Annotated in this window: 14 protein-coding genes; 13 read left to right on the forward strand and 1 reads right to left on the reverse strand. The window is 33.6% G+C overall.

Annotation, left to right across the window (positions count from 1 at the left end):
- The first annotated feature begins 10 nt into the window (after positions 1 to 10).
- The 13 genes from ACTT9P_RS06240 (at position 11) to ACTT9P_RS06300 (ending at position 12,400) form a co-directional block, all read left to right on the forward strand.
- Complete coding sequence (locus tag ACTT9P_RS06240; protein WP_440909829.1) at positions 11 to 955, forward strand: glutamine amidotransferase; 945 nt, start codon at positions 11 to 13, stop codon at positions 953 to 955.
- Positions 943 to 1,791 (forward strand): GXGXG motif-containing protein, encoded by an 849-nt coding sequence (locus ACTT9P_RS06245; RefSeq protein WP_440909830.1) that lies wholly within the window; start codon positions 943 to 945, stop codon positions 1,789 to 1,791. The genes ACTT9P_RS06240 and ACTT9P_RS06245 overlap by 13 nt, the downstream gene beginning before the upstream one ends.
- Positions 1,791 to 3,212, forward strand: coding sequence for an FMN-binding glutamate synthase family protein (locus ACTT9P_RS06250; protein ID WP_440909831.1), 1,422 nt, complete (start codon positions 1,791 to 1,793; stop codon positions 3,210 to 3,212). Before ACTT9P_RS06245 ends, ACTT9P_RS06250 begins: the two co-directional genes overlap by 1 nt.
- A gap of 9 nt (positions 3,213 to 3,221) precedes the next feature.
- Entirely contained in the window at positions 3,222 to 3,632 is a 411-nt protein-coding gene (locus tag ACTT9P_RS06255) for a hypothetical protein (protein ID WP_440909832.1), read from the forward strand.
- A gap of 114 nt (positions 3,633 to 3,746) precedes the next feature.
- Positions 3,747 to 5,147 (forward strand): ammonium transporter, encoded by a 1,401-nt coding sequence (locus ACTT9P_RS06260; RefSeq protein WP_440909833.1) that lies wholly within the window; start codon positions 3,747 to 3,749, stop codon positions 5,145 to 5,147.
- 9 nt (positions 5,148 to 5,156) lie between these two features.
- Positions 5,157 to 5,381, forward strand: a complete 225-nt coding sequence (locus tag ACTT9P_RS06265) for a hypothetical protein (protein WP_440909834.1) — start codon at positions 5,157 to 5,159, stop codon at positions 5,379 to 5,381.
- A gap of 56 nt (positions 5,382 to 5,437) precedes the next feature.
- The gene (locus tag ACTT9P_RS06270) at positions 5,438 to 5,587 is read left to right on the forward strand and encodes a hypothetical protein (protein ID WP_440909835.1); all 150 of its coding nucleotides are present in this window, start codon (positions 5,438 to 5,440) and stop codon (positions 5,585 to 5,587) included.
- 4 nt (positions 5,588 to 5,591) lie between these two features.
- Positions 5,592 to 6,470, forward strand: a complete 879-nt coding sequence (locus ACTT9P_RS06275) for a class II glutamine amidotransferase (RefSeq protein ID WP_440909836.1) — start codon at positions 5,592 to 5,594, stop codon at positions 6,468 to 6,470.
- Positions 6,471 to 6,473: 3 nt separating this feature from the next.
- A complete protein-coding gene (locus ACTT9P_RS06280) occupies positions 6,474 to 7,154 on the forward strand; it encodes a protein glxC (RefSeq protein WP_440909837.1) in 681 nt (226 codons plus the stop codon).
- Positions 7,154 to 8,470, forward strand: a complete 1,317-nt coding sequence (locus ACTT9P_RS06285; protein ID WP_440909838.1) for an FMN-binding glutamate synthase family protein — start codon at positions 7,154 to 7,156, stop codon at positions 8,468 to 8,470. Before ACTT9P_RS06280 ends, ACTT9P_RS06285 begins: the two co-directional genes overlap by 1 nt.
- A 32-nt stretch (positions 8,471 to 8,502) precedes the next feature.
- Complete coding sequence (gene glnT / locus ACTT9P_RS06290) at positions 8,503 to 9,828, forward strand: type III glutamate--ammonia ligase (RefSeq protein WP_440909839.1); 1,326 nt, start codon at positions 8,503 to 8,505, stop codon at positions 9,826 to 9,828.
- A 3-nt stretch (positions 9,829 to 9,831) separates the two neighbouring features.
- Positions 9,832 to 10,983 (forward strand): diaminopropionate ammonia-lyase, encoded by a 1,152-nt coding sequence (locus ACTT9P_RS06295; RefSeq protein WP_440909840.1) that lies wholly within the window; start codon positions 9,832 to 9,834, stop codon positions 10,981 to 10,983.
- Entirely contained in the window at positions 10,976 to 12,400 is a 1,425-nt protein-coding gene (locus tag ACTT9P_RS06300) for a cryptochrome/photolyase family protein (protein ID WP_440909841.1), read from the forward strand. Before ACTT9P_RS06295 ends, ACTT9P_RS06300 begins: the two co-directional genes overlap by 8 nt.
- Here the strand turns inward: ACTT9P_RS06300 and ACTT9P_RS06305 are convergent.
- Entirely contained in the window at positions 12,397 to 12,816 is a 420-nt protein-coding gene (locus ACTT9P_RS06305) for a secondary thiamine-phosphate synthase enzyme YjbQ (protein WP_440909842.1), read from the reverse strand. The two genes, ACTT9P_RS06300 and ACTT9P_RS06305, sit on opposite strands and share 4 nt — an antisense overlap.

Below are 12,816 nucleotides of genomic sequence, written 5' to 3' on the forward strand. Positions count from 1 at the left end.
AGGAATAAATATGTGTGGAATAGCAGGTCTTATACATAGAGGTAAATCTTCTAATGTTGGAAGTGAACTTCAAGGTATGCTTCAAGCATTAAAACATAGAGGTGAAGACTCAACAGGTTACGCTTTATATGGAGATACTGATGGTAAAAATTTCATCATGAGATTTAAAGTTGGTGAAAACGTTGGTGAAGGAAGTTCATCTGTAATGGAAGATGTATCAGTTTATGATGAAAGAATTAAAATCGTAAATGCAAAGCTAAAGGAATTGGGTGCAAGTATAGTAAAAGAAGAAAGAATACTACCCTACTCTTTAAGATATGAAATTACTTATAATGCAAAAGATTTAAGAGATTTGTCTCAAAAAATCGAGAGCGTTCCTGGAGTTGAGATATTATCTTTAGGAAAATCTTTAGAAGTAATTAAAGATCTTGGTAATGCAAAAGAAGTTTGTGATAGATATAGTCTTGGCAACTTAGTTGGAACACATGCTATAGGACATGCTAGAATGGCAACTGAGTCTGGTGTTGATATTAAGTCTGCTCACCCATTCTGGGGATACCCATTTAGTGATGTGTCTGTAGTTCACAACGGGCAATTAACAAACTATTGGAACAACAGAAGGGTTCTTGAAAACAAAGGCATGAGATTTATGTCTGAATGTGATTCAGAACTTATTGCGGTTTTTCTTGCTGACAAAATGAGAAGTGGAGCGTCTTTAGAGGAAGGTATGAAAGACTCTTTAACTGAACTTGATGGTGTTTTCACATATTTTGTAGCAACTAAAGACTCTTTAGGTATGGCAAAAGATACAATGGCAGCTAAACCATTAGTTTTATATGAATCAGATGACTTAGTGGCAATGGGATCAGAAGAGATTGCAATTAGATCAGTTCTTCCTCAAGAAATTGATACTTATGATCCATTCAACGGAGAGGTTAAAGTATGGCAAATTTAAAGACTGAAAAATCAAAAGCACGTTCTATGGGAATGCACACTGAAGTGCTAACTGGTAGAACGCAACAAAAATTCTTTAACCCAGATGAAGCTGAAAACTTCTTTTATTTTGGAACATATGATGTTGACTTTAATAAAAGAACAGAGCTTGACGTTAAGGATATGACTGCAACTGAAGCTAATAAGGAAATTGACAACCTTATGAGCAAAGGTTATGGAACAATAGTAATTAAAAATCCTCAAGGAAAACATAGTTTAGGCGTAGGTATATTAAATAAACTAAACTTAATATTTGAAGGAAGCTTAGGTTACTTTGGTGTTGGATCATGTGATGGGCCTGTTGTTAGAGTTAATGGACGTGTTGGATGGTCTTGTGCAGAAAATTTGATGGCTGGTAAAGTAGTTATTGAAAAAAATGCTGGCTCTTCATTCGGTGCTGCTATTAGAGGTGGCGATTTAATTTGTAAAGGTAGTGTTGGTTCTAGAACTGGTATCGATATGAAAGGCGGAACTATCATCATTGGTGGTGACGCTGGTGCTTTTACAGGTTTCATGATGCAAAGAGGAAGAATAATTATCCTAGGAGATGTTGGAATTAACTTAGGTGACTCTATGTATGATGGGATTATTTATATTGGTGGAAAAATTGAGTCTTTTGGAAGTGATGCTGTAACAGCTGAACTGACATCAGATGATGTTTCTTGGCTAAAAAGAAAATTAAAAGTTGCAGAGATTGGTGAAAACTTTGACGTTAGCAAGATGACTAAAGTTGTAGCTGGTAAGAAACTTTGGAACTACGATAATTTAGAACCTACAGAGAAAAAAGGAGCAATTTAATGGCAAAAAAGAAAACAAAAGCTAAAAAGAAAAAAACAAATGGGCAAGCTGGAGTTGGTGGAAAAGCTGATGTTCATTTAAATAAAAGTGGAGGAAGAAATAAGAGCTTACTTGGCTTAAATGCAATTTTTACTCCAGATGTAATTGACGATATTCACATCAAAGCTGAATTGGGAAGATACAGAATGCGAGGAATGGCATTGATGAAAAAGATTCCTGATTTTGATGATTTAACATTCTTACCTGGAACACTTACAAGATTTGTAATTGAAGGTTACAGAGAAAAATGTGAAACAAAAACTGTAATTGGTCCAAGATGTGAAAATCCTGTTGAACTTGATATTCCTGTTTATATTACTGGAATGAGTTTTGGTGCTTTATCTTATGAGGCTAAAACAGCTTTAGCAAGAGGTGCTACAATGGCTGGAAGTGCTACGTGTTCAGGAGAAGGTGGAATGATACCTGATGAAAGAAGATATTCTGAGAAATGGTACTACCAATGTATCCAATCAAGATACGGTTTTAACCCACATCATGCACAATTAGCTGATGGTATTGAGGTATTCATTGGTCAAGGTCAAAAAGTTGGTATGGGTGGTCACCTAATGGGTCAAAAAGTTACTGATCAAGTAGCTGAAATGAGATCTTTACCTGCTGGTATAGATCAAAGATCTCCAGCAAGACACCCTGACTGGTTAGGTCCAGATGACTTAGCTCTAAAAGTTCAAGAGTTAAGAGAGTTGACTAAAAATAAAGTGCCGATCCAATTAAAACTTGGTGCAGCAAAAGTATATGACGATGTTCGTATGGCAGCTAAATGTGATCCTGACTCTATCTATATCGATGGTATGGAAGGTTCAACTGGTGCTGGCCCACACATCGCTGCAGCTAATACTGGTATTCCAGGAATAGCAGCAATCAGAGAAGCAAGAAGAGCAATCGATGATGTTGGTAAAAATGGAAAAGTATCTTTAATTTATGCGGGTGGTGTAAGAGATGGTGCCGATCTTGCTAAGTGTTTAGCCTTAGGGGCGGATGCAGTTGCAATTGGTACTGGAGCTATGATAGCACTTAACTGTAACAAAGAAATTCCTGAATCTAATTTTGAAAAAGAAATGGGAGTTAAAGCGGGTGAATGTTATCATTGCCATACAGGAAGATGTCCTGTTGGTGTAGCTACTCAAGACCCTAAGCTTAGATCAAGACTAAATCCTGATGACGCTGCTTTAAGAGTATATAATTATTTACACACAATGACTTTAGAGGCTCAATTATTAGCTAGAGCATGTGGTAAAACTAATATTCACTCTTTAGAGCCTGAAGATTTGGCAGCATTAACTACAGAAGCTTCTGCGCTGGCAAAAGTTCCACTAGCTGGAACTAACTATACTGTTGGTGTTGATAACTTCCATAAAATATAAGGATTAACTATGCCAAAGAAAAAAGTTAAGAAAGCTAAATCAAAAAAAGTTAGTAAAGCTGTTCTTGGAAAATCTAAAGAAACAGCTAGAGAGAAAATGATAGGTCAGCATATCGGTTACAGATATGATGTTAATCTTTTACCTGATTATAAAAAACTTACTCCATTTCTTAAGAAATATGTTGAGGCAATGGGTTGGGATGACTTAAATTGGTTAGAAGATGTTCACATGGGTTATGAAGAAGGAAGACCAGCTGTTTTTTGTAGAAATGCAAACGGTTGGGTAACAATCCCAAAATCTATTAAACTTCCTAACAATCAACAAGACAGAGACATGATAGCAAGAGAGCTGTTAGTTAAATTTCAAATGTCAAAAAAACATCCTCTTGTTGATTTGAAAAAAGCTTATCTAAAATTTTAAATTCACTTATTAGTTGATTATTTATAAAGACCAGCGGCATAATAGCTGGTCTTTATTAGATTGTACCCTCCACCTTAATTTTATAAGCTTTTAGAAATTAACAAGGGAGAGAAAATGGTTGATCAATTAGACGCCCTTACAACTATATTTACAGAATTTTACTACTGGATAACTGTAGTACTGATGTTCTTAATTCACGTCGGTTTCTGTATGTATGAAGTTGGGGCTTCACGATATAAACACCATCAACATACCTTAATGAAAAATACAATGCTGATACCTTTAGTAACAGTAACTTGGTTTTTCTTTGGTTGGTGGATCTATTGGGCATTTCCAACAGGACCAGGAATTGCACCATCAATTATGAATGAAAGTACTGCATTAATTACTGATGATAGTGCTTTTAGTGCATCTTGGTATGTACCTACAAGTGATTTGATGGCTGTTAACTTAGGAGATCACATAAGTGGTGTATTCTGGGCAGCTTTCTTATTATTCTCATGGACTGCAGCATCAATTGTATCTGGTGCAGTGATTGAAAGAATTACTACTTTTGCTTTTGGAATTTTAGCAATAGCAATTGGTTCGGTATTCTGGACAATCGATGCAGCTTGGGGATGGCACTTTGATGGGTGGATGCTTAAGATTTTAGGATATCATGATGCTTATGCTTCAGGTGTAATTCACGCAATTGCAGGTGGATTTGCTTTAGGTGTATTAATGGTATTAGGACCTAGAATTGGTAAATTTTCATCTAGCGGTGAACCTAGAAACATTGGACCAAGAAATCCATGGTTAGTAACTGTTGGATTATTTCTAATCTATACTGGTTTCTGGGGATTCTATGCAGCGTGTAATATACCTATATTTAACCTTGGACCAGAGTATGGCATGGAAGGTGTAACATTCTGGACTGCAACAAATATTTATGTAACACCTACTACACTAAGTGGTATTACTTTTAACTTCTTGATGTCGCTATCAGGTGGTTTATTAGCTGGATATTGGATTGCAAAAGGTGATCCTTTCTGGACTTACTCAAGTGGACTTGCAGGTATAATATGTGCATCAGCAGGAAATGACTTATATCATCCAATACAAGCAATGATTATTGGTATGATTGGTGTTGTTATTGCTTATAAACTTCATTATTGGGTTGAACGTAAATTCAAAATCGATGATGCAGTTGGAGCTGTAGCTGTGCATGGTTATGCTGGATTTGTTGGGCTAGTAATATGTGGTTTTGTTTTAAATGGTTATCCTTCGTCTGGATACAGCGTTGGAGCTATGTGGGATGGAACAACATACGCTACAATTAATCCACTAGGTCAATTCTTAGGAGCAATAATTATGTTTGTTGTTCTTGGATTAATACCAGGTTACGTCATTGCTAAAGTACTAAACGGTATGGGCAAATTAAGAATCCCTCGTGAGGTTGAATTAGCAGGACTAGACTATGAAATAATGGAAGCTGACAGAGATGCAGAAAAAGCAGTTTCCTCAGCAACTAGGTAAAGGAGAAATATGGCTACAGTAACAAACTGGATAGATCATTTAAGTGCAGATGAAGTTGCGGGTGCAGTATATCCTGGAGCTGGTTCTAGCGAAACTTTACTGGTTATTCTTGGTATAGTTTTGTGGATTGGCTGGCATGTTTTGACTGCTAAATCAGAGAGCGAGAAGCTCGAAAAGTTAGCAAGAAAAAGACGTGGTGCTAATGACTATAAAAACAATATTGCCAATTGGTAATTAAATAATTAAATTAAGGGCGCAGTTATTTTAACTGTGCCCTTTTTTTATTAATTATGAGTGAAGAAGAAAAAAATTTACCTCCAACAAAAATGAGAGGGGTTGCATTTCCAAAAGCAAAATATGGAGCAATTGCAGCTGTTATCATTATTGTATTGGTAAACATAATCTATTATAAGGACTATCTTTTATCTTTAATAAGATAACTTTATGTGTGGAATTGTTGGAATATATCTTAAAACAAAAAAATATGAAAAACAGCTTGGTAAATTTTTATCAGGTATGTTAGATGGTATGGCCACAAGAGGCCCAGATAGTGCTGGGTTTGCAATTTATTCAAAAGAAAAAAAAGGTTTTTACAAATACTCAATTTGTCTAAATAATTTGTCTCTAGATCAATTTAAAAAAAGAATTTCTAAACTAGTAAAAAAACCAAAAATCAATATTTTTTCAGATCATATAGTTCTAGAAACAAAGGAAAAACCAAAAAAAATACTAGCTTATTTAAATGATAACCTAAAAGAAGTTTCAATAGTAGGTTATGGCAAAAGTATAAATATTTTTAAACAAACGGGTAATCCAAAAGATGTTGTTAAAAAATTTAAACTATCATCTTTTTCTGGTACGCACGGGATAGGACATACAAGAATGGCGACAGAAAGTGCGATAACAACCCAAGGATCTCACCCCTACTCTACAGCAGAAGATGAGTGCTTAGTTCACAACGGTTCTTTGTCAAATCATAACAATGTAAGAAGAGTTTTAATTAAAGATGGTCAATCATTTAATTCTGAAAATGATACTGAAGTAGCTGCTGGTTATATTTCAAATCAAATTTCAAAAGGTAAAGATTTAGAAAAGACCTTAAAGAAAAGTTTAAAAGATTTAGATGGTTTTTATACTTTTATAGCTGGAACTAAAAATGGATTTGCATTGTTAAGAGATGAGATTGCTTGTAAGCCAGCAGTAGTAGCAGAAACAAAAGATTATGTTGCAGTTGCATCTGAATTTCAAGCTATGGCTCATCTTCCTAACGTCAATGATGCAAAAATATTCGAACCTAAGCCTGGTATTGTTTATCATTGGTAATTTATGAATTTAGATTTAAAAAAGAAAAAACTGAGAGAAGTAAATTCATTCCTCCAGAATATAGATAGAAAAGAAAATCAAAGAAAATTTGAAATCTTAAATCCACAAGGACAACATGCAATTTGTGCTGGCTTAAAAGACGAAATTGAAGTGAATATTAAAGGGCATACAGGTTACTACTGTGCTGGCATGAACCAAAATGCTCATATTAAAATTGATGGTAATGTCGGCACTGGTGTTGCAGAAAATATGATGTCAGGAAAAGTGACTGTAAATGGAAATGCATCACAAGCAGCTGGAGCAACTGGGCACGGAGGAACTTTAATTATTGAGGGTGATGCAAGTTCTAGATGTGGGATATCAATGAAAGGAATTGATATTATTGTTAAAGGTTCAGTTGGACACATGTCAGCTTTTATGGCTCAAAAAGGAAATTTAATTGTTTTTGGTGACGCTGATGCTGATCTAGGAGACTCTATTTATGAAGCTAAAATATTTGTTAAAGGAAAAGTTAAAAGTTTAGGTGCAGATTGTATTGAAAAAAAAATGGATGAAGAAAATATAAAGATTTTAACTGAAATATTTAAGGAAAATAATATCAAAGAAGATCCAAAAAATTTTAAAAGATACGGATCTGCTAGAAATTTATATAACTTTAAAATAGATAACGTAGGATCATATTAATGAAAAAAAATTTAAAAGAATTCAAAACATTTCCAACATCAACAATTCAAGAAATTCAAAGAGCAGCAAATGAAGGAATTTACCAAATTAGAGGATTGGGAGCTAAAAGAAAAGTTCCTGATTTTGATGATCTAGTTTTTTTAGGTGCTTCTATGTCAAGATATCCATTAGAAGGCTATAGAGAAACATGTAATACTTCTGTGATTTTGGGTGATAGGTTTGCAAAAAAGCCTCTTCATCTTGATATTCCAATTACGATAGCTGGTATGAGTTTTGGTGCATTAGGAGCAAATGCTAAAGACGCATTAGGCAAAGGTGCTTCTGCGATGGGTACATCTACGACTACAGGAGATGGTGGTATGACTAAAGAAGAAAGAGGTTCTTCTAAATATTTAGTTTATCAATTACTTCCATCAAGATATGGGATGAACCCAGATGATTTAAGAAAAGCAGATGCCATAGAAGTGGTTGTAGGTCAAGGCGCTAAACCAGGTGGTGGTGGTATGCTTTTAGGACAAAAAATTAATGAACGTGTTGCAGGAATGCGAACTCTTCCTCAAGGAATTGATCAAAGGAGTGCTTGTAGACATCCAGATTGGACTGGACCTGACGATTTAGAAATCAAAATACAAGAATTAAGAGAAATAACAAACTGGGAAAAACCTATATATATAAAAGTAGGTGCTGCAAGATCATATTATGATACTACGCTTGCAGTAAAAGCTGGTGCGGATGTTGTTGTTTTAGACGGTATGCAAGGTGGTACAGCTGCTACACAGGACGTATTTATTGAACACGTTGGTATTCCTACATTAGGAGCATTAAGAGAAGCCGTAGATGCATTAAAAGAATTAAACATGCATAGAAAAGTGCAACTGGTAGTTTCTGGAGGTATTAGAACAGGAGCAGATGTTGCTAAAGCATTGGCTATGGGTGCAGATGCAGTATCTATTGGTTCAGCTGCAATGATGGCTCTTAATTGTAATGCAGATTTATACAGAGAAGATTATGAAAAACTAGGAACGGAACCAGGCTTTTGTCATCACTGTCACACAGGAAGATGTCCTGTAGGAGTAGCAACACAAGATCCTAAATTAGAAGAAAGATTAGATCCAGTTGAAGGAGGCAGAAGATTAAGAAACTATCTAAGCACTTTAACATTAGAATTACAAACTCTCGCAAGAGCCAATGGTAAGTCTGATGTAAGAAATTTAGAACCAGAAGATTTAGTAGCTCTTACAGTTGAAGCAGCTGCAATGGCAAGAGTGCCTTTGGCTGGTACAGATTGGATACCTGGATTAAAAGAAAAAGGTTGATTCATTTATTTTAAATTTATAACCTTTTGATTATGCCAAAAAATTTATCAAAAATTGCCAAACAACAAAAAATAAAATATTTCTTAATTAGTTTTGTAGACTTCTTTGGAGTTCTACGTTCAAAATTAGTACCTGCTCGTGCAATAGATGAAATGCAAGAGAATGGCGCTGGTTTCGCTGGATTTGCAACTTGGTTAGATATGACACCGGCAGATAGCGATATGTTTGCAATTCCAGATCCTGACAGTCTAATTCAATTACCATGGAATAAAGAAATTGGATGGTTGGCCTCTGATTTATATATGGACGGAAAGCCAGTAAAGGCATCTCCACGAGTGATTTTAAAAGAGCAAATAAAAAAACTTTCTAAGAAAAAACTTAATATGAAGTCTGGTGTTGAGTGTGAATATTTTTTAATTAGTGAAGATGGTTCATCAATTGCAGATGCAAGAGATATACAGCCCAAGCCTTGTTATGATCAATCAGCTTTAATGAGAAGATACGAATTAATAAAAGAAATTTGCGACAGTATGATTGAGCTAGGATGGAATCCGTACCAAAATGATCATGAAGACGCAAATGGTCAATTTGAAATGAATTGGGACTATTCTGATTGTTTGGTAACAGCTGATCGTCATGTCTTTTTTAAATTCATGGTTAAAAGTTTAGCAGAGAAACATGGTCTTAGAGCAACATTTATGCCAAAACCTTTTTCAAACCTTACTGGTAACGGATGTCATGCGCACGTTTCATGTTGGGACGGTAAGAAAAATATGTTTTTAGATAAATCTGACGATTTAGGATTGAGTAAAACTGCTTATAACTTTTTAGGCGGATTAATTAGAAATGCTGACTCATTATCTGCATTCTTTAATCCAACAATTAATAGTTATAGAAGAATAAATGCACCACCAACAAAATCAGGGGCTACTTGGTCTCCGAGTAGTATTTCATATACTGGTAATAACAGAACTCACATGGTGAGAATACCTGATCAAGGAAGATTTGAGCTTAGATTGATGGATGGATCAGCAAACCCCTACTTATTACAAGCAGGTGTAATTGCTGCTGGCTTAGATGGTCTCAATAACAAAATTGATCCAGGTGAACCATTACATTGCAACATGTACGAAGATCATGCAAAATATCCTGATCTACCAAAATTACCAAATGATCTTAACGAGTCTCTTGATAGATTAAAAAATAATAAAATGATCAATGAAGCTTTCGGTGAAGATGTGATTAATAGTTATTTAAAACTTAGATCGGCAGAATTGAAGGAATTTAGCAATAATGAGAATTTTGATAAAACAAAACCTGTTACAGAATGGGAAAAAAGAAATACTCTCGATTGTTAATAAATGAACTCGGTACTAGAGAGTAATATTTTTTCAATTTCTAATTTTGTAAGAAATAATAGCTACAATTTCAAAAAAGATCGGATTTTAGAAACTCTTCCTGACGAATATATAGAAGAAGCAGTAAAAACGATATGTTCATGGGAAACCTACAAGCCAACACCACTGGTAGAATTAGATAAGTTAAGCAAACATTTAAATATAGATAAGATTTATTATAAAGATGAGGGTTTTAGATTTCATTTAAAATCCTTTAAAGCATTAGGTGGTGCTTTTGCAGTTGATAAAATAGTTAAGGAAACCAAGACAAACACAGTTGCTACAGCAACTGCTGGGAACCACGGAAGATCTGTTGCATGGGGTGCTCAAAGATTAGGAATAAATTGCAAAATTTTTATCAGCGAATTTGTAAGTGAAGAAAGAGCATCAGCAATGAGGTCATTAGGTGCTGAAGTAATTAGAGTTAAAGGTAATTATGATGCTTCTTTAAAAGAATGTTTAAAAAAATCTCAAGAGAATAATTGGGAGATTGTTCAAGATGTTTCTTGGGAGAATTATATGGATGTTCCAAAATATATTATGGCTGGTTATTCAGTAATGATAAAAGAAATTATAGATGAACTTAATGATCAAAAAATTACCCATGTATTTTTACAAGCTGGTGTGGGTGGTATGGCTGCTGCTGTGATAGCAGGATATGCTAAATTTTCAAAAAACATCCCGAGTTTTATTATTGTTGAACCCAAAGATGCTGAATGTGTTCTTGAAAGTATTAAAAGTTCAAAACCAACTTCTATAGATATAATGAAAGAGTCTATTATGGGAGGCATGTCCTGCGGAGATGTTTCAACAGTTGCCTGGGAGATTTTAAAAAATTCTGCAAATTATTGTTTATCAATTTCAGACAAAGGAATCTCTTCTACAGTAGCGCTATTAGCTAATAAAGATCTTTCAAAAAATAAAATAATTGCGGGTGAATGTGGTGTGCCCGGAATAATTTCCTTAATCAGTCTTATGAAAGATCAAGAAAAAGCAAAAGAAGTTGGAATAAATGAAAATTCAAAAGTTCTTCTCATTGGCTGTGAGGGTTTAACAGACCAGAAAATGTATGATCAACTTTTAAGTAGTGGGTTAGAAAAAATTAAGAATGTCTAGTAAAGCAATTGTTTGGATTAGAGAAGATTTCAGGATTAATTTAAATCCTGCCCTATCTAATGCTTGTCAGAATCATAGCGAAGTAACGGCTTTATATATCTTTAATCCAAAAAATTTTATAAATAAACGTGAAGCTCAATTATGGTGGGTTTCAAAATCTTTAGAAAGTTTTTCGAAAGAATTATCTGATTTTAATATTAATTTAGAAATTCAAAAAGGAGATGAGATTGAAATTTTATCTAAAATTAAGAAAAAAGATAATATAACTCTTTATTGGAATAAAATTTATGAGCCAGGAATTATTAATCTTGGAAAAAAAATCAGAGATCATGTCTTATTAAAAAATGAGATAAATTTTAAATATTTCAAAGGTAATATTTTAAATGAATTTCAAGATGTTACTAAAAAAGACCAAACACCATTCAAAGTTTTTACTCCTTTCTGGAGAGTGGCAGAAGAGATCTTTCTAAATTCAGTGCCATCAAAAATTTCAAAAACACAAAAAGTAAAAAAAAAATTTAATTACTTTAAAAATAATATTGATCCAAAAGATTTATTACCTAAGAAAAATTGGTACAAAAAATTTGAAAAATATTGGAATGTATCTGAAAAAGAATCACAAAAATTATTAGATGATTTGATTAAAAATAAAATAAATAATTATGGAACAGCTAGAGATATACCAGGTGTAAATGGTACATCAAAACTTTCTCCATATATAAAACATGGACAAATTCATGTAGAGAATATCTACAATAAATGTTCAGAAATAAAACCTAAGAATATAAATATAAAGAAATATACAAATGAACTTGGTTGGCGTGAGTTTTCTCATAGCTTAATAAATTATTTTCCTGAAATGCTTAAAGGAAATCTAAGAAAAGAATTCGACAGATTCCCATGGGTAAAAAATGAAAAATTTTTGAATTCTTGGAAAAAAGGTATGACTGGATACCCAATTGTTGATGCTGGTATGAGAGAATTATATGAAACTGGTTGGATGCATAATAGAGTAAGAATGATCGTCGGATCATTTCTCGTAAAACATTTAAGAATAAATTGGCAAGAAGGAGAAAAACACTTCAGAAATTGTCTTTTAGATTTTAATGAAGCAAATAACGTGGCTCAATGGCAATGGGTTGCAGGCTGTGGCGCAGACGCTGCACCTTATTTTAGAATATTTAACCCAATTTTACAGGGTGAAAAATTCGATAAATCAGGAGTTTACGTAAAAAAATGGGTACCCGAACTAGACAAAGTTCCTGAAAAATTTATTCATAAACCATGGGAAATGGATATGAAGTATCAAGAAGCTATAGGAACAGTTATTGGAAAAGAATATCCTAAACCTGTTGTAATTCATGAAGAAGCAAGAGCTTCTGCTTTAAAAGCATTTCAAACGTTAAAAAAAAATTAATCACCTAAAAAATGATGAACTATTTTTCTTTGTTGAGGATCAATACGATGTTCAAAAAGATAAATGCCCTGCCAAGTTCCCAACAGTAATTTGCTGTTTTTGATACTCAGTGATATTTGATTATTTGTAATTGATGATTTGATATGTGCAGGCATATCGTCTTTTCCTTCTGTTGTATGAATATAATCTTCTTCATTCATAGGAACTAATTTATCAAAATAATTTTTTAAATCAGTTTTTACATCAGGATCTGCGTTTTCTTGAATAATAAGCGATGCACTTGTATGCATAATACTTAAATTAATTATGCCATTATTAAATTTATTTTTATTAATCCAATCTAAAGTTTGATCTGTAAATTCATAAAGATTTTGTCCAGATGTATTAATTTTCAACTCAAAAAAATTCTGTTTCAT

The sequence above is a fragment of the Candidatus Pelagibacter sp. genome, assembly GCF_052048095.1.
In the GTDB taxonomy this organism is placed as follows: domain Bacteria; phylum Pseudomonadota; class Alphaproteobacteria; order Pelagibacterales; family Pelagibacteraceae; genus Pelagibacter.